Origin of the sequence: Sphingobium sp. MI1205, from assembly GCF_001563285.1 — a bacterium.
GTDB lineage: Bacteria > Pseudomonadota > Alphaproteobacteria > Sphingomonadales > Sphingomonadaceae > Sphingobium.
Genome location: NZ_CP005188.1, coordinates 3,013,698 through 3,033,801, shown reverse-complemented (window position 1 = coordinate 3,033,801; position 20,104 = coordinate 3,013,698). Strand labels below are relative to the sequence as shown.

26 protein-coding genes and 1 tRNA gene are annotated in these 20,104 nt (G+C 64.2%); 11 read left to right on the top strand and 16 right to left on the bottom strand.

Going from position 1 to position 20,104, the window contains the following annotated elements; genetic code table 11:
• The first annotated feature begins 35 nt into the window (after positions 1-35).
• Positions 36-497 carry a GFA family protein gene (locus tag K663_RS15010; protein ID WP_062119306.1) on the top strand — a complete coding sequence of 154 codons (462 nt, stop codon included), beginning with the start codon at positions 36-38 and terminating at the stop codon, positions 495-497.
• On the opposite strand, the gene K663_RS15005 is transcribed toward K663_RS15010, so the two are convergent.
• Together K663_RS15005 and K663_RS15000 are read right to left on the bottom strand one after the other, a co-directional pair.
• Positions 491-4,705 (bottom strand): translocation/assembly module TamB domain-containing protein, encoded by a 4,215-nt coding sequence (locus K663_RS15005; RefSeq protein WP_062119302.1) that lies wholly within the window; start codon positions 4,703-4,705, stop codon positions 491-493. The two genes, K663_RS15010 and K663_RS15005, sit on opposite strands and share 7 nt — an antisense overlap.
• The gene (locus K663_RS15000; RefSeq protein ID WP_062119299.1) at positions 4,705-6,807 is read right to left on the bottom strand and encodes an autotransporter assembly complex protein TamA; all 2,103 of its coding nucleotides are present in this window, start codon (positions 6,805-6,807) and stop codon (positions 4,705-4,707) included. Before K663_RS15000 ends, K663_RS15005 begins: the two co-directional genes overlap by 1 nt.
• A 126-nt stretch (positions 6,808-6,933) precedes the next feature.
• Here K663_RS15000 and recJ point away from each other — a divergent pair, with 126 nt between their 5' ends.
• Together recJ and K663_RS14990 are read left to right on the top strand one after the other, a co-directional pair.
• Positions 6,934-8,700: a single-stranded-DNA-specific exonuclease RecJ gene (gene recJ / locus K663_RS14995; protein WP_062119296.1), complete on the top strand. Its 1,767-nt coding sequence runs from the start codon at positions 6,934-6,936 to the stop codon at positions 8,698-8,700.
• A 101-nt stretch (positions 8,701-8,801) separates the two neighbouring features.
• Positions 8,802-8,876 (top strand) — tRNA-Glu (locus tag K663_RS14990).
• 78 nt (positions 8,877-8,954) lie between these two features.
• Here K663_RS14990 and K663_RS14985 read toward each other — a convergent pair.
• The 12 genes from K663_RS14985 to K663_RS14945 all read right to left on the bottom strand — a co-directional run bounded on the left by K663_RS14985 (position 8,955) and on the right by K663_RS14945 (position 13,712).
• A complete protein-coding gene (locus tag K663_RS14985) occupies positions 8,955-10,091 on the bottom strand; it encodes a tyrosine-type recombinase/integrase (protein WP_063619045.1) in 1,137 nt (378 codons plus the stop codon).
• Positions 10,082-10,312: a hypothetical protein gene (locus K663_RS14980; protein ID WP_062119290.1), complete on the bottom strand. Its 231-nt coding sequence runs from the start codon at positions 10,310-10,312 to the stop codon at positions 10,082-10,084. The genes K663_RS14985 and K663_RS14980 overlap by 10 nt, the downstream gene beginning before the upstream one ends.
• Before the next feature lies 1 nt (position 10,313).
• Positions 10,314-10,727, bottom strand: a complete 414-nt coding sequence (locus tag K663_RS14975) for a hypothetical protein (RefSeq protein WP_062119287.1) — start codon at positions 10,725-10,727, stop codon at positions 10,314-10,316.
• Positions 10,724-11,077: a DUF4326 domain-containing protein gene (locus K663_RS14970; protein ID WP_062119284.1), complete on the bottom strand. Its 354-nt coding sequence runs from the start codon at positions 11,075-11,077 to the stop codon at positions 10,724-10,726. The genes K663_RS14975 and K663_RS14970 overlap by 4 nt, the downstream gene beginning before the upstream one ends.
• 37 nt (positions 11,078-11,114) lie before the next feature.
• A complete protein-coding gene (locus K663_RS24535) occupies positions 11,115-11,312 on the bottom strand; it encodes a hypothetical protein (protein ID WP_162492762.1) in 198 nt (65 codons plus the stop codon).
• Between the two features lies 1 nt (position 11,313).
• On the bottom strand, positions 11,314-11,634 hold the full coding sequence (locus tag K663_RS14960; RefSeq protein WP_062119278.1) for a DUF6948 domain-containing protein: 321 nt from the start codon (positions 11,632-11,634) through the stop codon (positions 11,314-11,316).
• Between the two features lie 40 nt (positions 11,635-11,674).
• Positions 11,675-11,908, bottom strand: coding sequence for a hypothetical protein (locus tag K663_RS14955; protein ID WP_145902290.1), 234 nt, complete (start codon positions 11,906-11,908; stop codon positions 11,675-11,677).
• Positions 11,909-11,972: 64 nt separating this feature from the next.
• Positions 11,973-12,578 carry a VWA domain-containing protein gene (locus K663_RS14950; protein WP_063619072.1) on the bottom strand — a complete coding sequence of 202 codons (606 nt, stop codon included), beginning with the start codon at positions 12,576-12,578 and terminating at the stop codon, positions 11,973-11,975.
• Between the two features lie 213 nt (positions 12,579-12,791).
• On the bottom strand, positions 12,792-12,986 hold the full coding sequence (locus tag K663_RS23915) for a hypothetical protein (protein ID WP_145902289.1): 195 nt from the start codon (positions 12,984-12,986) through the stop codon (positions 12,792-12,794).
• Positions 12,959-13,102, bottom strand: a complete 144-nt coding sequence (locus K663_RS24920) for a hypothetical protein (RefSeq protein ID WP_235589459.1) — start codon at positions 13,100-13,102, stop codon at positions 12,959-12,961. The genes K663_RS23915 and K663_RS24920 overlap by 28 nt, the downstream gene beginning before the upstream one ends.
• A complete protein-coding gene (locus tag K663_RS24670; protein ID WP_201026643.1) occupies positions 13,099-13,269 on the bottom strand; it encodes a hypothetical protein in 171 nt (56 codons plus the stop codon). Before K663_RS24670 ends, K663_RS24920 begins: the two co-directional genes overlap by 4 nt.
• Positions 13,266-13,712, bottom strand: a complete 447-nt coding sequence (locus K663_RS14945) for a hypothetical protein (RefSeq protein ID WP_062119269.1) — start codon at positions 13,710-13,712, stop codon at positions 13,266-13,268. Before K663_RS14945 ends, K663_RS24670 begins: the two co-directional genes overlap by 4 nt.
• 106 nt (positions 13,713-13,818) lie before the next feature.
• On the opposite strand from K663_RS14945, the gene K663_RS14940 reads away from it, so the two are divergent.
• Positions 13,819-14,196 carry an HIRAN domain-containing protein gene (locus K663_RS14940; RefSeq protein ID WP_062119266.1) on the top strand — a complete coding sequence of 126 codons (378 nt, stop codon included), beginning with the start codon at positions 13,819-13,821 and terminating at the stop codon, positions 14,194-14,196.
• Here the strand turns inward: K663_RS14940 and K663_RS14935 are convergent.
• Positions 14,189-15,067: a S24 family peptidase gene (locus tag K663_RS14935; protein WP_062119263.1), complete on the bottom strand. Its 879-nt coding sequence runs from the start codon at positions 15,065-15,067 to the stop codon at positions 14,189-14,191. The genes K663_RS14940 and K663_RS14935 overlap by 8 nt on opposite strands.
• Between K663_RS14935 and K663_RS25275 the strand changes: the two genes are divergently transcribed.
• Positions 14,993-15,295 carry a carph-isopro domain-containing protein gene (locus tag K663_RS25275; protein WP_443018967.1) on the top strand — a complete coding sequence of 101 codons (303 nt, stop codon included), beginning with the start codon at positions 14,993-14,995 and terminating at the stop codon, positions 15,293-15,295. The genes K663_RS14935 and K663_RS25275 overlap by 75 nt on opposite strands.
• A gap of 50 nt (positions 15,296-15,345) precedes the next feature.
• On the opposite strand, the gene K663_RS14930 is transcribed toward K663_RS25275, so the two are convergent.
• Complete coding sequence (locus tag K663_RS14930) at positions 15,346-15,687, bottom strand: hypothetical protein (RefSeq protein WP_145902287.1); 342 nt, start codon at positions 15,685-15,687, stop codon at positions 15,346-15,348.
• A gap of 117 nt (positions 15,688-15,804) precedes the next feature.
• On the opposite strand from K663_RS14930, the gene K663_RS14925 reads away from it, so the two are divergent.
• The 6 genes from K663_RS14925 to K663_RS14900 are packed head-to-tail and all read left to right on the top strand — an operon-like array spanning position 15,805 to position 20,065.
• A complete protein-coding gene (locus K663_RS14925; RefSeq protein ID WP_062119257.1) occupies positions 15,805-16,302 on the top strand; it encodes a phage regulatory CII family protein in 498 nt (165 codons plus the stop codon).
• The gene (locus K663_RS14920) at positions 16,299-16,805 is read left to right on the top strand and encodes a winged helix-turn-helix domain-containing protein (protein WP_145902286.1); all 507 of its coding nucleotides are present in this window, start codon (positions 16,299-16,301) and stop codon (positions 16,803-16,805) included. The genes K663_RS14925 and K663_RS14920 overlap by 4 nt, the downstream gene beginning before the upstream one ends.
• A complete protein-coding gene (locus K663_RS24385; RefSeq protein ID WP_158511193.1) occupies positions 16,802-17,203 on the top strand; it encodes a hypothetical protein in 402 nt (133 codons plus the stop codon). Before K663_RS14920 ends, K663_RS24385 begins: the two co-directional genes overlap by 4 nt.
• Complete coding sequence (locus K663_RS24380; protein WP_062119248.1) at positions 17,200-17,442, top strand: hypothetical protein; 243 nt, start codon at positions 17,200-17,202, stop codon at positions 17,440-17,442. Before K663_RS24385 ends, K663_RS24380 begins: the two co-directional genes overlap by 4 nt.
• 38 nt (positions 17,443-17,480) lie before the next feature.
• The gene (locus K663_RS14905; RefSeq protein WP_158511192.1) at positions 17,481-19,238 is read left to right on the top strand and encodes a ParB/RepB/Spo0J family partition protein; all 1,758 of its coding nucleotides are present in this window, start codon (positions 17,481-17,483) and stop codon (positions 19,236-19,238) included.
• The gene (locus K663_RS14900; RefSeq protein ID WP_062119243.1) at positions 19,235-20,065 is read left to right on the top strand and encodes a DUF6551 family protein; all 831 of its coding nucleotides are present in this window, start codon (positions 19,235-19,237) and stop codon (positions 20,063-20,065) included. Before K663_RS14905 ends, K663_RS14900 begins: the two co-directional genes overlap by 4 nt.
• Positions 20,066-20,104: the final 39 nt, after the last annotated feature.

Here is a 20,104-nt window from a genome sequence, read left to right as displayed (position 1 = left end):
TGCAACATGCTGCATCGCCCTCAAGGAGTCTGCCCATGACCCTCCCGCAATTTCCCGTTGAAGGCGGTTGCCGCTGTGGCCGTGTGCGTTTCCGGCTGAATGAAGCGCCCTGGAGCGAAACCGCATGCCACTGCCATGGCTGTCAGAAGATGACCGGCAGCGCTTTTTCCACTACCTTGATAATGTCTTCGAGCGCGGTCGAACTAATCGCGGGCGAAACGGTGATCGGCGGCATGCATGCCAAAGACGTCCATCACCATCATTGCGACCAGTGCAAAAGCTGGATCTTCACCCGGCCCGAAGCCGACATCGGCTTCATCAATGTCCGCGCCACATTGGTGGACGATGCAAGCTGGTTCGCGCCTTGGATGGAAACGCAGACCGCCGAAAAGCTGCCTTGGGCCAACACGGGTGCGATTGTCAGCTTCGAACGATTCCGAGCAATGGCAGATTATCAGGATCTGGTCGCCCGTTACCGATCAGATCGGTCTCAATAATCCTTTGAGTAGCGAAGGTTCGCTGACGAGCCCGCATTGGTGCCCGTCTTTGACAGCAGGCTCAGCGTCCTGGACAGCGAGATTTCCAGCTGCGTAGCGGTAAAGCCCTTGGGATCGGTGATCACCTCGACATAGATATTGTTGGAAATATGCTGCCCGACCGCCAGCGATGTGCCGCGCCCCGTCCCATCGTCGCCACCTACGATACCGATCCGATCAACACCCGACGCATTCTGCAACTTGCCCATCGGATTGAGCCCGCCGCCGCCACCCCGCAGGCCGTTGAGCGCCGCCGCCAGCTGGATGGCCTGCGTCGCCGACAGGTTCGCGACATTGTCGCCGAACAATATTCGCGCCAGGATTTCATCCTGCGGCAGGCTGGGGGTCGAGACGAAGCTGATATCCGGTCGCTGTGCAGTGCCCCCCACCGCGATGCCAGCAGTCACTGTATTGATGCGGGTTTCCGCACGGATCGCCAGCACCGGGTTCATCATCGGCCCGTTGAATGTGATGACGCCCTGTTCCAGATCGAACTGATGGCCCGAGAAGCTGTACCGGCCCCGGATCACCTCTATTTTTCCCACGACACGAGGCGCTTTCGTGGTGCCTGTGACGCGCATATTGGTCTTCCATTCGGAATCGAGGCCCATGCCTGTCAGGTAGATTTCATTGTCGGCGCGCACGCGGATGTCCAGCTTCCAGTCGGCAGGTGACGCTGCCGCCTGCCGCGAAGCCACCCGCTGGTCGAGCAGGTCGGTCCCTTCACCCTTGCGCCGGACGCCCTGCAACTGGCGGATTTCGGCCCCGCCCTGCCACGCGATCCGGTATCGGGTTTCGGGCAGCCACAGATCGCCTTTGATCAGACCGCCATTGGCCGCGCTATTGGTCACGTTGATGTTGCCGCTGACGACGCTGGTGATCGCTTCGCTGCGGGCGATTCGCGCGCGGTCCAGCTTTACCGCGATGTTCATGGGGTAACCGCTTTCCGCCGCAAGTCCCACAGAGCCGCTTGCCTGCACTGTACCGTCGCCCGCCCGGCCGGAAAAGTCGCGTATCTCAAGCCGGTCATTGGTGAAACGGCCATCCAGCCGCATCTGCGTCAGGCGTGTGCCAAAGGTTTCATTTTCATATGTCAGCGCATTGGCGCGAACGATGCCGTTGAGGCGCGGCGCGGCAAGACGTCCGCTGAAATCCGCCGCTACTGCGATCGGGCCGCTCAACTGCTGGTCGGCAAGGCCGGCGAAGGAAAACAGAACGTCGGCAGGGCCTGCGTAGCGGATGCCGCCACCCAGCGGCGCCGATTGAAGTTGCTGCGACCAACTGGCCCCCGGTCCCGGGGGTGCGAGCGTCGCGATAAACCGTCCGAGTGACGTATTGCCGCGACGGATGAGGCCGCGCAGGTCGCCGCCCGCGCTCGACAGCTTGCCTTCCACCGCCATGGACACCGGGTCCGACACTGCGGTCAGGCTGGAGCGGCGAAAATCGCTGATCGCGACGCGGGTCGTCGCGGTCGGGAAGGCGTTGCCATTCTGGGCGAAGTCCAGCGCGCCCGTCGCTTTGCCGCTGATTCCAAGGCCTGGACTCGCCACGTTGATTATGGCGAGATCGAGATCCTTGAACCGCGCCTGCAACGCCGTCTGACTACCGAAACGACCGGCAAGATCGACCTTGCCCTGCGGCAAGACCAGCGTTGCAGGCTCCAGCCGATAACCCTGCGGCTCGATGCGGATGATGGCGGGCTGGGCAAAGCGGAAGGGAATGCTACTCGCCTTGCCCTCAAGCGCCACTGCATAAAGGCTCGGTCGCAGCGCGGCATTTATGGCGATGGAGAAGGGGACGCCACTCGACCCATCGGCCACCAGTTGTGCACGACCGCGGCCACCCTGATAGTCGATCCGACCGCGCGCCTTGCGCACGACATAGTCGCCATAGGCGGCGTTCGCCATCTGCACATCGGCATTGATCCGCGGCTGATCGGTAAGGACCATGTTCGCCGTAACAATCGCGCGTCCGATGACCACATCCGCCTCGCCCGGTAGCCTGGCGTTGCTCGCAGTGGCATTGACGGCGATGCCCTGCGCCTGGCCCACCGCTGACAGGTGCGCCGCGCCGTTTATGCCCGATCCGTTCATCGCGAGCTGTCCGGCGAAAGGCCCGGCCGCAGTCTGCTGCAAGCGGCCGTTCATATCGACCCCGGCGAAGCGCGCTCGTGTGACGTCGATGGTCAGAGGTCCGTTGGCCGTTCGGATCAGCACGTTGGCGAAAAAGGGACCATAGGCAGAACCGCCGGTCGCCTCCAGCCGGTAACCAGCTGCCTCGCCATTCAGCTTTGCGACGACATTGGAAAGCTGCACGCCCACATTGGGGCTTGGCGCGCGCAACATTGCCAGGGGACGCTCCATCGTCCCCCGCACGCTGAGCGCCAGCGGTCCATATTGTCGGGAAGTCGCTGCTGCGTCGAAGCGGATCTCTCCATCTGTATCATAGCTGCCCGACCCGGAATGCACGCGGAAATTGGGTGCAGCGCCCTTCAATCCCGCAAGGGTGAACTTGCCCTCGGGCGTCATGCCGATGCGTCCCGACATGATGGCGTTTCCGCCCAGGAAGTCACGCACCGACGCATTGTCCCATCGCGCAGTGCGAACTCCGAACTTGCCGGACAGGCCCCAGCCCCCCTTCGGCCCAGGCACCAGCTCAACATCGGTGTTCAGGTTGACGACGCCGACCCCGTCGATCTTGTAATCATTGACGCGTCCTTTCAGCGCGCCGCGATAAATGGCGTTTTCGAGGTCTGCCAGGACAATTGCGGTTGCGTCCACGCGGTCGCTATCGATTTTCAAATTGTCGCTGATCAGCTTGCCCGCGGCGTAGGCGAAGTCGCCTTTGACCCGCAGATTTTGGAGCAGCCCGCCTGCCGCCGCATTAAGCCCGGTGACGCGCCTTGCAGTAGCGTTGACTGGAATGCGAATGCGGTCAGCATCGATGACCGCGCGTCCGCTGGCTTTCAATCCCTCAATGCCGGTCTGGTCAAAGGCGATCAGTGCGGCGCTCAGGTCATAGTCGATAAAGGGGGTTGCCATCGGACCGTCCAAAGTTACCGACGCCCGGACATCCCTTCCGCGAACCTTTTCCATGATCGCGCCGGGCGTTTTCAGCACCGCATCGATCTTGAGACCGCTGAAGCGGCTCTGCCCAAGATCGATCAGCCCCCGTGCGGTCGCCGCCAGCGCCGTCGAGCGCAGAGAGGCTTTCAGGTTGACGCGCCGCTCGTTAAGTCCCGCGAAAAGATCGACGTTGAGCGCGGGGGCGGTGAGCCGATCGACAGTCCCGCCAAAGACAAGCCCAGGCCGCACCGGCCCCCTCGCGGTGAAATTGCCGTCGCGCGCAGCCAGCGCGATATCGGCGAGCTGCCCCTTTGGTGAGATCGCGACGATCTTGCCATTCCACGCCTGCCATGTTCCTCGGCCATCCAGGTTCGCCGTCATCCCGTCAGTCAATCCGCCAATCTTCGCGATCACGCCACCTTTGGGGGCAGTCAGCGTGCCCTTCATGGCGAGGCGGTTCTGGGCCGGCACCGCGTCCAGCGAGGCTTGCAGCCGGTCGCCGCTATCGACGATCGCATCGGCGCTCAGCTGCGCGCGACCATCGGCGATATGGGTAACGCCATTGATCGCGATTTCCCGCTTCTGGCCGATCACCGGTTTGGCAAGGACGAATCTGGCGATCTTCAACCGGTCCACATCGATGTCCAGATCGGGGAGGATCGGCGCGTCCGGATCACTTTGCGTTACGTTGAACTGCGGACTGCGAGCCAGCACGACGAGCGGGCTTTCCAACAGCCGCACACTGATATGATTGTTGATGTAGCGAAACGGGCTCCATACGACATGGACGCGCGGGCTGACGGCAAAGGGGCCCTTCGGATCGCGCAGCACCAGGTCGTGAATGACCATGTCGCTATAGACAGATCCTTCGATCCGACCGACCTCGATCGCCATGCCCGATTCCAGCTTCAGCGCCGCAATCTGCCGGATCAGGAATTTTTTGCCCGGCTGCGTATTGAGGAACAGTAGCAAACCGGCCGTCAGGACAACCAGCGCGATGATCAGCCCGGCCGCGCCCAGCAAAATCTTCCGCCATAGTGGCCGACCTTGCCGGATCGCGACCGGATCGGCGGCGGGCGAGGGGGGAGGCGTATCTTCTGCCATCAGAATGCCTGCCCTATGCCGATATAGAGGGTGAATTTGGATTCACCCGGCTGGCGGTTGATTGGCATCGCGATATCAGCGCGGAACGGGCCGAAATCGGTATAGAAGCGTCCGCCCACCCCGACGCCGTAACGAATGTCGGAAAATCGCGGTATTGAGCTTTCATAGACCTGGCCCGCATCGACAAAGGCAACCACGCCATAATTACCGAAACGGTAGCGGCCCTCGACCGCGAACTCATTCACTGACCGGCCGCCGATGGGATCGTCGTTGACGTCCTTCGGTCCCAGTTCCTGATAGCCAAAGCCGCGCACCGATCCGCCACCGCCCGCGTAAACCCGGCGGGAGGGCGCAATCTGATCGCGCGCCGCGCCGCTGATGGTGCCAAGCCGGGTTCGCGCCGCTATCACCAGTGCGTTGGATACCGGATAATAGCCGCTCAGGTCGAAAGTCCCGCGCACATAGGGCGATATATTACCCTGCAACGATGCTTCGGGCGAAACCCGCAGATTGGCGCGGAAGCCCTTGGTGGGATTGAGCAGATCGTTTGATCGATCATAGCCCAACTGCACAGGCAGTGAGCCGATGAAATAGGTCAGGCGCTTGCTTTCCGCCGTGGCTGGGTCAATCGTGGTCTTTTCGTTGGAAAGCAGGATTTCCGCACCGTAGGTGTAGGTCCAGCGCTTCTGGAAGATCGGCGTTGATTGCCGGGCCCAGCTGATGTTGAGGCCCGCTGTGAAGGCTTCATAGGCGTCATATTTTTGATGGTTCAACAGGACGCCAGCCTGGAAGGTCCGGTCCCGCTTTCCGGCGTTTGAACGGCGAAAAGTGCCCGACACGCCCTGCTCCTGCGTGCCTGCAATCACCCGGCCGATCAATGCGCCCTCAGGCGGGAAAAGGTTGCGATGCGTCCATGTCGCCTCCGCGCGGAAGCCCTGCCCTGTCCCGTAACCCAGTTCGCCTGCCAGCGTGCGCGGCGGCCCTGCATCCTGTTCGACATGAAGGTCGATATATTCAGTTCCGTTCGGCCCCGGCTCATTGGTCCGCACCGGATCCACGGCGACGCTGGAAAACAGCCCCGTCGCCACCAGGGCCCGGCGCAGGTCGTCCACCTTGCGGCTGTCATACAGCTCACCAGGCTTGAAGCGGCTGATGACCTTCACATGATCTGCGCCAAACGCCTGCTTGCGGCCTGAAGTCGTGATGCCACGGAAGGACCCACGCGGACCGACCTCGACGGGCAGGGTATAGTCGCCCGTCACAGTGGCGGGATCCAGCAATATGTCGCGTTCCCCGACCTTGGCGAAGGCATAACCCTTTTCCGGCAGCCTGATGCCGATATTGGCTTCGGCGCTCTCAACATCTGCCGTGACGATGTAATCGCCTGTTTTCAGGGGAAGGCTATCGCGGACGAGATTGGTCGGCACCGTCGCCGCCGCATTGATGACGATTTCCCCAATCTTGTATCGCTTGCCAGGCGTGACCGAAACGATCGCCTTCAGCGCGCCATCCCCCGTCTGGTCGAGCGAGGCGAGCGCGGTCGCGTCATAATAGCCCTGCGAGTAGAGCAGCCGGACAGCCAGTGCTTCATCCTCATGCGCGCGGGCCTGCACCATGGCGGCGGTCTCGGCCCGCCCGTCGCCATCCAGCAGCGCGGAAGCGTCGCGGAACTCATTCTCAAGGCCGGTCTTGCCAAAGCCCTCGATTCCAACCGCATAGCGCACATCCGGCGTCTTTTCGTCTGGGTCGTCTGCTGCGACCTGCGCGGGAACGGTCACGCTTTCGAGGGGCGGCAGGGGTTGCGCAAGCTCGGTTTCGGCTGGTGGTTCTGTGGGGGTAGGCAGTTCTGTAGACGCACCCGCCTGCGGCATCTGCTGGTCGATCCAATTTTCGATCGACGGCAGAGGGTCGGAGGGATCGGCAGGATCGGCTTGGCTATTGTTGGGAAGGCGGGATTCAAATTCTTCATCGGGCAGGATGGGCGCTTCCTGTTTCGCCGTCCCGGTGGCTGGCGGGGTTTGCGCCTGGAGCGCCAGGGGCGATGCAGCGATCATCAGGACGGCCACGGCATGCCGCACGCGTTTCGCCTGCCCTGATTTCATTTAGACTTCGCCGCCCCTTTTAGCCCGCCGTGCACGCGCGGGAGGGTAATACGCGCAAAGGTCTGTTTTAGTTCCGCTTCTGCGGCGCAGCTTCCCTCGGAGGCCCGCCCGGTCTAGGAATTGGGAATGAACATCGCGCTCAACATATCCCGATCAATCCTTGGACAACCTTGGCGGTGGCGCGGCGCTGGTGCGGACGCACGGGAGCCGGGCTATCTGCCGGACGACCTTGTTACGCAGCTGCTGATGGCGCGAGGCTGCCCGCGTGACGCGGTGGATGCGCACCGCAATCCGACGATCCGTCACTTCATGCCAGACCCAAGCCTGTTTCGCGACATGGACAGCGCCGCTGAACGATTGGCCGATGCGGTCGAAAAGGGTGAGCATGTCCGTATTTTCGGCGATTATGATGTGGATGGCGCGACCAGTGCCGCCTTGCTGATCCGCCTGCTGCGCGACCTGGGCCTTGTCGCGCGCCCCTATATTCCTGACCGTCTGATGGAAGGATATGGTCCGTCGGGCGAAGCGTTGGTGCGGCTGGCGGGGGAGGGGGCAACCCTGATCGTCACGGTCGATTGCGGGGCGCAGGCTTTTGAAGCGCTCGCCATGGCCAAGGCCGTCGGCGTCGATGTCGTCGTTGTCGATCATCACAAATGCGCAGCGGCGCTTCCCGAGGCTTTCGCCCTCGTCAATCCCAACCGGTTGGATGAGGCGGCGGAAGCCGCCGCCCACGGTCATCTGGCGGCGGTCGGGGTCGCGTTCCTGCTGGGTGCCGCCCTGATCCGCGTTCTGCGCAAACGGGGCTGGTTCAACCAGCGGGCCGAACCTGCCCTGATGGACTTGCTCGACATCGTGGCGCTCGGCACCGTGGCTGACGTCGCGCAGCTCAAGGGGCTTAACCGTGCCTTTGTCGCCCAAGGACTCAAGGTTATGGCCAAGCGCCGCAACATCGGCATTTCCGCACTGATCGACGCCAGCCGTCTTAACCGGGCTCCGCTCTGCCATGATCTTGGCTTTGCGCTGGGCCCGCGCATCAATGCGGGCGGGCGGGTTGGCAAGGCGGATCTGGGCGTACGGCTACTCACTACTGAAGATCCGTTGGAAGCCGCGCACATTGCCGCCGAACTCGACCAATTGAACGAGGAACGCCGGACCATCGAATCTACGGTCCAGGCCGAGGCCGAGGAACTTCTCGCCGCACAAGGCAACCGTGCTGTTGCGGTGATCGCTGGCTCCGGCTGGCATCCCGGCGTTATTGGCATCGTCGCGGGCCGCATCAAGGAAAAGGCGGGGCGTCCCGCCATCATCATTGCTATTGATGAAGCGGGCATCGGCAAAGGATCAGGCCGCTCCATTTCCGGCGTAGACCTTGGCGCAGCGGTGCTGGCGGCGAAGGACAGCGGCCTGCTGGTCGCGGGGGGCGGTCACGCCATGGCTGCCGGTTTGACGGTCGCGGCGGACAAGTTGGACGCCCTTGCGGAATTTCTGGACGAACGGCTCGCTGCCGCCGTCACCCGCGCCCGGGATGACCGTGCGCTGTTGATCGATGCCGTGCTGGCTCCTGCCGGAGTAAATCCGGATTTCGTCGCCGCGATCGAGGCGGGGGGCCCCTATGGCGCGGGTTGGCCAGCACCCCTCGTCGTCGCCGGGCCGATGCGCGTGGTCAAGGCCGACATTGTGGGCAATGGGCATCTGCGCGCCATCATGGCTGGCGAGGATGGCCGATCAATCAAGACGATCGCCTTCCGCCAGGCGGAAAGCGACCTTGGACAGGCCATATTGGGCGCTCCGCGCGACCGGCGACTTTGGGTCGCGGGCCGGGCCAAGATCGATGACTGGGGCAGCCGCTCTGCCGCTGAACTGCATCTGGAAGACGCGGCCTGGGTTGATTGAAAGGCGAGGTCGTTTTTCCTGTCGCAAGGGGGTTGACCGTTGCAACCTCCCCCCCTAAAGCCGCCCTCGCTTCGCAGCGCTGCCAAAGGCGCTCTGCATATGGCCCCTTCGTCTAGCGGTTAGGACGCGGCCCTTTCACGGCTGAAACACGGGTTCGATTCCCGTAGGGGTCACCACCTTGCTTTTGCAGGGTTTTTTTAACTCTCCTCGGAGAGTTCCCCCAGTTGGTGGGGGAAAAGTTCCCCCACCCTGGTTTAGCGCCCCATTTTGAGGGGGGTGACGTTGGTCATCTTTTCCGATGCGCCGACGGCGATCATGTAGGCGCGGGCGCGCTTGCCATAGTGCCGCACGGTTTCAGGAGTCATACCCAGGATCGCGCCGACGTCAGTGTCGCTGAGGCCTGTTTCGAGCAGGTAGCAGCAGGCGTTCTTGCGGAGGCCGTGGAAGGTGTAGAGCAGCTGGTTCTCGTCGTCGACGTGGCCGAGCTGGCGCATCAGCACGCGCATGCGCTCCTGGATGCGGTCCTCGCCGCTGAAGGGTTTGCCCGCGCGGTCGTAGAGCAGCGTGACGGCCTTCTTCTCGACCTTGGCGATTTCCTCGCGCCACCAGGGGTGGACTGGCACAGCCACGTCGACATCGGTCTTCACCTGGCTCAGTTCCATGATGCCGCCGGTCAGCCAGTTGTGCCGGATGCGGATCACGTCGCTGACGCGCTGGCCGGTGCAGAGGCCGGTGACGATCGCGAGGCGCAGCATCGGCGTGGCATGCTCCAGCGCCTCGGCCAAGACGTCACGGGGCCAGGGTTCATGCTCGCCGATCGGGAGGGGTGCGATGTCGTCCGCCGGATTGTCGCCGCGCCAGTCGCGCTCGCAGGCGAAGATGAACATGAGCTTCAGGACGTTGAGCCAGTTGTTCGCCTTCCCCGGCTTGTCGGCCATTGCGTCGCGCAGCTGATAGACATGGGTCGGCCGCATGCCGGCGACGGACATATCGCGGACTGCCTTGTCCTCGCCGGTCTTCATGCGGAAGGTGAAATCCTCGGCCTCGAACATGGCGACATAGCGCAGATAGTTGGTCATGGTGTTATCGGAGAGGGCCTTGGCGCCCTTCTTCCGCTTCTTGCGGGTCCAGCCTGTGGCCAGGGCGGCGCGGAACTCGCGGGCGAGGGCGCCAAAGGAGCCGGATATGGGCACCCATCGCTGCTCCGCCCGATTCGCGGCCTGTTCTGCCTCGGCGTTTACGCGCGCCAGCTCGGTCGCAAACTTCGGATCGGCTGGATCGGGGAGCCTGACGTAGCGATCTTTCCGTTTGCCGTCAGCATCATAGTAGCGGAAGCGCCGGTAGGTCAGGCCCTTCTTTTGGCAAACGCCCTCGATGTCCACTAGTCCCATTCCCCAAGAGATGATCTGAAACCGGAGCGCTGGTCAACATAGCGGTCGAGCGCGCGCAGATCCCAAAGGTCGACATTGCCGTTGCGATCGGCCGGGCCCGGCAGCTGGCGGGCCTTCACCTGCTCGCGAAAGCGGGTGCGGCCGCGACCGAGATAGGCGGCGGCGGTTTCCTCGTCGACGAGGCGCGGCGCGATCGGCGCGATGTTGACGTGCTTGCCCATGTCAGGCGGCCGCTCCTCGACGATCGACCGGGATCGGATGGACCTTGGTGTAGAGAAGCGTGAATTCGATGGCGTACCAGACATGCGTCATGGCATCGATCCTCTGGCGCGTCATGCCGGGGGCGCTGTTGTCGTAGGCGATGAGCATCCGCTGCTTTGTTGCGCGGACACTGCGGGCCATCAGATCCTTGTCGTCCTGGTGCCAGTGCCGCGGTTCTCGGCGATCACCGCCCAGGACGCGCATGAAGTGGACGATATTGGACCAGATGATGTCGTCCCAGTCGGCCTTCTCGGCTGTGATCTGGCCAGCCTTTACCGCCGCCAGCGAGGCTTCGCGGCGTCGGGTGCGCTCCTCGGTCGCGGTCGCGATGAGGTCGGTGGGCGGCAGGGGGTCACGGCCGAGATAGGCGCTCATGGGTTCGCCGCCTCCAGTAGGGCGTCGACATGGCACCAGCGCGAGCTGAGCGGGCACCAGCATTGCAGGTCTCGCCCGCGCAGCGTGGGCAGTTCACGATCGAGGCGGTTGCGCCACTGGACCAGGCCGTTGATCTCGGACTGGTTGAAACCGAGCCGCTCCAGATCGCCGATCGTCAGCGCGCGTGAGAGCCAGCGGCGGTAAAGGCGCACCGATCGGGCATGGCCAAAGCGATCGGCGCGGAAAGGGTTGCCGCGAATGGTCGGGCGGCCACAGTAGATAATCCCCTCCGGGGTCGTCGCGCCGCGCTTGCGGCTGCGCTGATGCCGTCGAGGGGTGCGCAAGATCATGATCGAGGGGGCAGGGCCCCCTCGATCTTCCGACGGTTCAGCCGTCGCCGTAGCCGGAGCCGTCGCCGGAGCCGTCGCCGTAGCCGTCGCCGTAGCCGGAGCCGTAGCCGGAGCCGTCGCCGTAGCCGTCGCCGTAGCCGTAGCCGGAGCCGTAGCCGGAGCCGTCGCCGTAGCCGTCGCCGTAGCCGGAGCCGTAGCCGGAGCCGTAGCCGGCCTGCCCTGATAGCCCGCCCACATTAGCGGCCCGGATGGCTGGCGAGCGCGCGGATGCTCTGCTCGGCGGTTTCGGTGCATGCGATGATCTCGCAGTTCTCGGTCAGCACGATGTCGACCGGCGCGCCGATCTTGCTGTCGCCGTGCAGGCCCTCGGTCGCGACGCCGGAGAGGAAGGCCGCCTTGTTGGCCGGCTTCCAGTACCAGAGGCGGCGGGCGTCGGTCAGTTCGCAGGCACGTTCGCCGCGGCTTTTCAGCACGCCGGCATGCACGCCCGCATCACGGCAGCGCACGATCACATATTTGCCGACCCAGTTGTCGTCGGCGGTCACGGTATCAGCCATTGCATTCTCCTGTTGGCTGGTTGGAAAAAGGGGGGTGACGTCAGGCGCGCGGCTGGTCGTTGGGCCAGAAGAGGCGGACGATGAAGGCGACCAGGCCGACGGCGATGAAGAAGCCGATCCAGGGCAGGATGGCCCACACGATCATGGCGAGCAGCACGGCGACGAAGGCCGCGACTGCGATCTTCGCGGCGGGCGACTGGATGCCCGACCAACGGGCTTCGAGGTCGACGAAAAGCGCCTTGCCCTTGGCGAGGAGGGTGTTGAACATTTCCACGTTCGCTTGTCCTTTCGCAGGCGAATAGGACGGCGGGGGTCGTGTCCCCGCCGTCCACCCCCGATCAGTCGTTGATGGCCTTGTTGATCAGGTCGATCGGCTCCAGCTTGTCGGCTTCGGCCGCGCTGATCGTGTCGACGATGTCGAACTTGGCCGACGTCAGGCCGTCATCCAGGTGCGCGAGGAACTTCGCCGCGCCGGCGTCGTCACCGATCTGGACAAAGAGGATGGTGAAGTCCTCGTCCTTCTCCAGCTTGCCGGCGGCGCTGACGATCGCCGCTTCGGCTGCGGCGCGATCGTCGGGCTCGCCATCGGTGAAGATGAGCGCCACGGCCTTCTTGCCGTCGCCGTTGAGGGCGTCGATCTTCTGGATCGCTTCGGCCAGCGGGGTCGAGCCGCGCGGGCTGCGGGCCTGGAAGATCGAGGCGACCTTGTCGGCGGTCACGCCCTCATGGACTTCGACCGAGCCGCCAAACACGACGATGTCGATGCCGTCGGTGTCATACTGACCGAGGATCGACGCGAGGCCGAAGATGGTTTCCTGGGCTTCCTGCCAGCGGGTCTTGCCAGGATAGCGGGTCGAGGGCGATGCCATCGAGCCGGAGGCGTCCAGGCCGATGACGAAATCATATTCCGTGATCGTCTCGGGCGTTAGGGTAATCGTGTTCATCCTTGGTCCTTTCGCTTTAAACATCCACCGCTTTTCGGTGGGCATCCGGCGTCGTGTGCCGGGGTGCTTGGGTCGCCGGAAATCCGGCGGAATGGGGTCAGGAGCAGCGCGTCCACTGTGTCGTGGGCGTCGGCAGCGTCCCGAAATCGAAGCTGGCGAGCATGAACAGCGCGCCGATCGCAATGAGGGCGGCAAAGAAGAGGGCGGACCGCGTCACGGCTCGCGCCTTTCCGGGCTCGCCGGGTCGACATCGTCGCTGAAGCGGTCGCTGCCCGTGGCGAAGCTGTCGGGATAGAGGGGCCGACAGACGGCGCAGAAGCCGTCTTCCTGCGCGCCTGGCTTGCCGCACTCGGCGCAGTGCTTGAGGAAATGGACGCGGCTCATCCGCGCCGCCGCAGGCTGAACCATGACCGGCGCGGCTGCTCCATCGGCAGGATTGCGCCGCGCGCCCGTTCGCGCTGCCACTGGGTCAGCGGCGAGCGCAGCAGCGGATCGCGGCCGCGAATGTGAAAGCGAGCGCTCAACGGGCAGTCTTTCGCAGGACGATCGGCGCATCGCGCGGGATTGGTTCGAACAGCAGGGCGGCGACCATCTTGTGGCGATAGGCCGCGAACATGCTGACGATCGTCCAGGCGGCGAGGCCGAAGGCGCTGGTGAAGACCAGGGCGGCGATCTGGCTGGCGGCGCTCACTGGACAGCGCCCCGGACATAGATGGACGACCGGCTGCCTTGCGCGATGTTGCCAATCTTGCGCCAGCCCAGCTTCCGCAGGAGCATGGCGATCTGGAAATTATCGCGCGGCGCGGGGACGCGGCCTTCGCGCGCGGCCTCGCTCAGGTCGCGGCGCAGATCGGCCAGCGTGATCTCATTGGCGTCGCGCAACTGGCGGGCGATGAACAGGCCGATGCGCTTGCCCGCCTCGCTGGCGTCGGTCAGTGCGATCAGGGCGTTGTCATCGGCGGCCTTGGGATCGACCAGCTCGTCGATCGCGGCGCGGCGGCTCAGGCTGGCGGCAACGCCTTCGCGGGCGATGTGCGCGGTGCCGTCAGCGGCGTGGCTCAGCACGCGCCAGCGCAGGCCGTTGAACAAGGCGATGCTGCCGGGATTAGGGAATTCGGTTTCGACCTGAAGCATGACTGCCTCCCGTTGGTGTTGCGGGGCGGTATGTACGCCATGAACGTACACTAGTCAAATCGAAATGTACGGTGCATGCGTACCTCTTGTCGGATAGGCTGCACGGATGGGGATCAAAACATACGACGCGGGGCTTGTTGGCGAAGCGCGATACCAAAAGGCGGTGCGCGAAACGCGCTACGGCGAACGGGTTTCACTCGTGCATGAAACCGACAATCGGCATGATCCGCTGGCGGTGGTCGCGCGCAATGCGAGCGGCCAAGTCATTGGCTATGTGCCACGCGATTCCTGGTTGCAGCGTGCAATCGCGAAAGAGCGCAAAGACGTCGCAGCCTATGTTGTCGAGGTTACGGGCGGTACGCGCGACAAGCCCTCTTCCGGCATCGTCCTTCGCGTTGCCATAGGAGATCAGGCAGAATTGATGCGCGCCGAACTAGACCGCATGGCGGCGTCGAAGGGTTGCCTAGGCTTCCTGTTCAAGTGAAACGGCGCGTGCTGTGCCGTTGCTGGGACGATAACACGATGCCCACGATCTGGACGCCATCATCGGTCACAAGGTCCAGGCTTGCTGACCCTACCCGGATGACTTCCTGAAATTCTGGCCTGCTGGACTCTGCTCGCAGGACATATTCACTGCCTTCAACATCGAGCCGCTTGCAGGTCAATTCGACCAGGTCGTGCCGATGGCGTTCAACAATCACCAGATCGCCGGGAACGGGCGTGATATTGGTGAACTTGATCCACAAGACCTCCAGGTCGGAGCCTGGTGGGATGGTAAGGTCCATAGAATGGCCGGTCATCTTGACCGCCATGCGCTTCGCGTCCTTGAAGGGCGGTGGGCCGACCTCGATGTCGTATCGTTCCGATTCCGGCCACTCAGATTGTTCGCGCCACACGCCTGCTTCCACGGTTCCTTCAACGGTGAGGAAATATCGCTGCGGTTCGCCGCTGGCGGCACGGAGTGCTTCGGAGATCGACAGCTTCAAGACGTCATCCGCCTTGATCGACGGCTCGCCCTTACCTGCTAGGGCGCGAGCGAGGGCTACCGCAGCGTCGGGAGGAAGAGGCCCAGAGAAATCGGACGAGAAGTACCGCTGTACAGAAGATCGGCCAGCATAGCCGCCTCCCTTCGCGATGGCGTCGAGCGACAGGCCTGCGCGATGTTTCAGCGCTAAGAGCTGAGAACCAATGGTTTCTTCCTGATCCACAATGTCTGCATGACGGAACGGCTGTACATATTCTACGTTGACACCAGTACGCTGTGAGCGTACATCGCCGTTATGTCGCACGCAGAGATCATAGACCGCATCGGGGGTATAAGGAAGCTGGCCCAGTTGCTGGGCCACGCTCGCCATACCACCGTGCAAGGGTGGCGCGATCGGGACGCTATCCCGGTTAAGCATTGGCCTGACGTGATGACGGCCGCGCGGTCGGTTGAACAGCCATTGGAGCCTGAAGACTTCCTTCCTGATGAGATGCGTCATTCAGCATCTGACACTGCGGTTGATACGGAAGCGGAAGGATCGTCGTCACCGGGAAATGAGCCGCCGAAATCCCCTCCTGCTGAAGATGAGGCTGCATGATGCAGTCCGCCTGCCTCGGCAATGCCGATCGGATCGTTGCGCTGTGCGCGTCAGCCGTTGCCCGCTGGGATGCTATGTTCCAGGGCCGCACTGGCCGCATCCGCAAGCGCTTTGAGCCAATTGCTGTCTATCGACAGGATGACCGGCCCGGCGCTGAGCTGGAGGTGCAGCAGCGCCCGTCCGGTTTCATCGAAGGGTTTGAGGTAGATGTCCTGCACGACGGGAAATCGGTTCCGCTCCTTTGTTTCATCTACTGCGGCGTTGCCGAGGATGGTGGAGAGCCGGAGCAGATCGCTGGCCTCGATGACATGGGTCTTGTCCTTGATTTTAAGCGTGACAGCGCCGTTCGGCCCGCTGCTGAGCTTGATATCCTCGGGCCTGAGACGGGCCATGCCAGTTCCTTTCGTGTTCGATTCGATACCGACACGATAGCCGAAGCCGGGGGCGCTGGCAGCGCCCCTGGTGGAGGGCGCCGGAAAGCCCGTCACAAGCGCGGGGCGGCATAGATCATGCCGATCCGGGGGGATATCAGCATCGGGGAAAAGGCGCTTGCCCTGGCGACGAAGCGTGCGGTCGAGGCCGCAGGCGGGCTTGACCGCTGTGCCGAGGAAACGCCGGTGGGGCGCAGCCAGCTGTCGCGCTGCGGCTCGGTCAATGACCGGGACAGCATCGCGATCCGCGACGCCGTGACGATCGATCTGCTGGGGACGCGCACCGACGGTCATCCCTTCATCGTGCGGGCCATGTGCCGCCAGCTGGGCGGGGTGTTCGTGCGGATGCCCGATGCCAGTGAGGATGCGGGCGGGTTGACGCTGACAGTGGTCGAACTGGCCGGTGAGCTGGGCGACCTGTCGAACAGCATCCGCGCGGCGCTCAGCCCAGACGGTGAGATGGGCGTCGAGCCCTCGCCGCGCGAGCGCGAGAAGATCCGCGCCGACATTCTTCGGATGCAGGAAACGCTGGCGGCGCTCGATCGCCGCCTCGCCGATCAGGAGGGGGACCGTTGAATATGCAGGCACTGTCGCCCGATCAGTTCGAAGCCTGGGTCGCGCGCGCGGTGCCCGGCGAAGATGTCGTCTATTGCACCGGCCTGCGGCCGAGTGAGGCGATCGGGGCTGCGGTGCGCGCGCTGCATGAGCGCGGGCTGGTGACGATGACCACGAAGCGGGCCGACGAAGGCTTCCGCTTCATCGCGCAGCGCCTGCCCGATCCGCCGCGTCGTGTGCCGGAGCGGCGCGGGCGGTTCGTGCGGCGCGAGATCAGGGGCCGCTACACAGCTGAGCGCATGATCCTGAAGATACTCGTGACGGCGGCAGACAAAGGGCATCCGTGCCCGACCAATGGCGAGTTGGCGCGGCGTGTCGGCCTCGCCGGTGCAGCGTCCGCCAGCTACCGGATGCGCCGACTGGTCGCCGCAGGAAAGATCGCGATCGAGGAGCCGTCGCCGCTCGAACGGCGGGTGGTGACGATCGCGGCCACAGGCAAGCAGACACGGAGGGCGATGCTGTGAGCGGGGAAGGGATGATCGCGGCCGACAGGGAGGAACTGATCCAGTGTTTCCGCTGCCCCGCCCAAGGCGTGGTGGTAGCCGGTGTCGCGCTGCCCGATGGATGGGACGCGCTTCGCGTACCTGGCTATGTGCCCGCCTATTTCTGCGACTGCTGCGTCGGCAGCGGGTCGATGGAATATTATCGCGCGCAGCAGGGGATTCCTCGTCGGCAGCAATGGCGCTTCGCCAGCGGGATCGACGCATTCTATCAGCCCGTCACGCGTAAGGTGCTGCTGGCTACGCCGGAGGGCATGGCGGAGATCAGTGAGCAGGACGCGCAGGCGCTCTATGCCGCCATCGGAGCCGCGCTGGCGATCCGCGACCATGCCTATCATCTGGCGGCGGAGGTCCGTTCGTGAGCTTCGTCGACATGACCATCACCCGCCGCCATTTCGAGGCGCGGTACAACCAGGTCGGCCGCGCGTTGCTGGCCAACCTCGCCGACATCTTCGGCGTCGATTTCGACACGGCCGAGCATTGGGCCGACGAAATCGACCGCGCCACCCAACAACAGATTGCCGCTGCGCCCCTCTCAGGCGGCGGCATGGCGGGGGCGGTCCCCATAGCAGCCGCCCCCGCCGATCCCGAACAACCATAAGCCGGAACCGGCGCACCACCAGAGAAGGACGTCCCATCATGCCCAGAGCGAAGAAAGCGGCGCCGGCAGTGGCGCCAGAGGAGATCACAGCACCGGAGGGCCTTCGGGTCGCACCTATGGCCATTCAGCCGGTGCCGCTCGACCGTCTTGTCCGCGCGCCAGAAAATGTGCGCCACACGGACAAGGCGGCCGATGTCGACAGCCTGGCCGACGACATCGCTGCCAAGGGCCTGCTGCAGAACCTGATCGGCTATGCCGACATTGACGCGGTGATGGTCTATGTCGTCGGCGGCGGTCGGCGGCTCCAGGCGTTGCATGTGCTGCGGGAGCGCGGCCTGCTGGACGACAGCTTCGCGGTCCCGGTGCTGATCCGCGACCAGGCCGAGGCGGTCGAGCTGTCGCTGTCGGAAAATCTGGCGAAGCGGGACATGAACCCGGCGGACGAATTCCTAGCGTTCCAGGAGTTGATGCGGCCGGGCACGCTGTCGCCCGCCGATCTCGCCAAGCGGTTCGGCTTTTCCGAGCGTTATGTGAAGCAGCGGCTTAGGCTGGCGGGCCTGGTGCCCGAGATCCTCGACGCCATGCGGCAGGGCAAGCTGACGATCGACGCGGCGATGGCCTATGCCGGAACGCAGGATCAGAAGCTGCAGCTCAAGATATTCCATGCCGAGGCGAAGAAGGGCACCTGGGGCCACGGCGTACAGAGCATCCGGGGCGGCATCGTCAATGCCCAGATGCGGACCGGCGACCCGCTGTTCAAACTCGTCGGCAAGGCGGATTATGAGAAGAAAGGCGGGCGCTATGAAGATGACCTATTCGCCGACGCTGAGGGCCATGACGGCCGCAAGCTGATCGATCCCGACATCATCGTCACGACCGCCGCCGATCGCGCGCATTTCCAGCAGGCCCGGCTGTTGAGCGAGGCGCAGGCTTCGCATCCGACGACGAGCGATCTGCTGCCCTGCCCAGGGTTGCGGATCGGACGGTTCCCGACCGCGCCGAAAGGCTATGTCCTGGTCGAGCGACCTTATTGGCGGCAGGATCTTCCGGCCTATCCCAAGCTGCGCGACCAGGCCGCTGCCAAAGGGATCGACATCGTCGGCGTCTATGGCGTCGAATATAACGGCAAGCTGATCGTCCATGAGCAGTTTTTCGTGCCTGGCGCGCGGCTTCCAGATCTGATCCCGCCGCAGCAAGCGGCGCCTCGGAAGTCGGAAGCGGAATATGCAGCGGAGCGGCGTGCGGCGTCGATCCGGGGCGTCGCGGCCTGGTTGGTGGCGCGGGATCACTACCGGGAACGCCCGGAGGGACGGATATGGTGGGAAACGACACAGCCCCATCTCGGTCGCACCGTCGAGCAGGACGGCCTTGGCGAATGCTACACGGTCGGCATGTCGATCCTGGTAACGCCGGAAGAGATCGACGCACGGCTGGAGGATGCCCAGAAGGAATATCTGCTGCAGGAGGCCGAGAAGGCCGCGCAGCGCGAAGCCGAGGAAAGGGCGAAGGCGGAAGCCGCTGCTGCGCTGGAGGCCCGTCGGGCCGAAGTGCTGGCGATGGACCCGGCCCCGATCGTCATCCTGGTCGACGGGCTGGCGCATTTCCGCTGGGAGAATGGCGGCTATGCCGACGAGCAGGAGGATGCGGGCGAGGATCTCGACGGCTCCTATTATGACGATCTGGAAGAGTTGCTGGAGTGTGCTGGCAGCATAGGCCCGGTCTGGCCGTCGATCGAAGCCTGGGCGGAAAACCCGCATGGCGACAATGTCGCTGAAATCGAGGAGGAGGCCGCGTGAGCCGGCCCGCCACAGCCCGGCTGAAGGTGCAGCCGATCCGCGGGCTGCGGCCCAGCCTGGAATTCCGCCCGCTCCATTCGCTGGGTATCGACCCGACCTATCAGCGGTCGATCGATGTCGGCGGCAGCCAGTCGCTGATCCGGCGCATCGCCATGCATTGGGACTGGGGGCTGTGCCAGCCCCTGACCGTCGCCAAGCGGGATGACGGGTCGCTGTGGGTGGTGGATGGGCAGCACCGGCTGGCTGCGGCCCGGATGCGGAGCGACATCTATGACCTGCCCTGCGTCGTCATGCCGTCGCAGTCGGCCGACGAGGAAGCGGCGACCTTCGTCGCCATGAACCAGCAGCGGCGGCCGCTAAGCAAGCTGGAGATCTTCCGCGCCGCGCTGGTCGCGCATGATGAGGAGGCGCGCACGATCGACCGGGCGCTGAAGGATGCCGGGCTCGGCCTCGCGACCTCGACCAATCCCGACAGCTGGAAGCCGGGCCAGGTGGTGAATGTCGGCGGGCTGCAATGGTGTCTCAGCCAATATGGCGAGCATGTGCTGCGCCGGTCCTGCATGGTCGCCGCCCAGGCGTTCGCCGACCAGGTGCTGCGCTACTTCGGCACGATCTTTCCCGGCATCGCGGCGGCGGTCGCGCGGCTGCCCCGTCCGCTGGCCGACAGCGACATCGCCTTCCTGCAGGCGGTGCTGGGGGGGGGCACTCAGGCCGATTGGGTCCGCGACATCCAGCGGGTCAAGGCGGACAAGCCCGATCTGAACATGCGCGCCGCCGCCAAGCAGGCGATCGCTGACGCGCTCGACGAAGCTCTGGCGGACGACTGATGCGGGGCGGCCCTTCCTTGCGGCGGCTCGCCTTCGTCG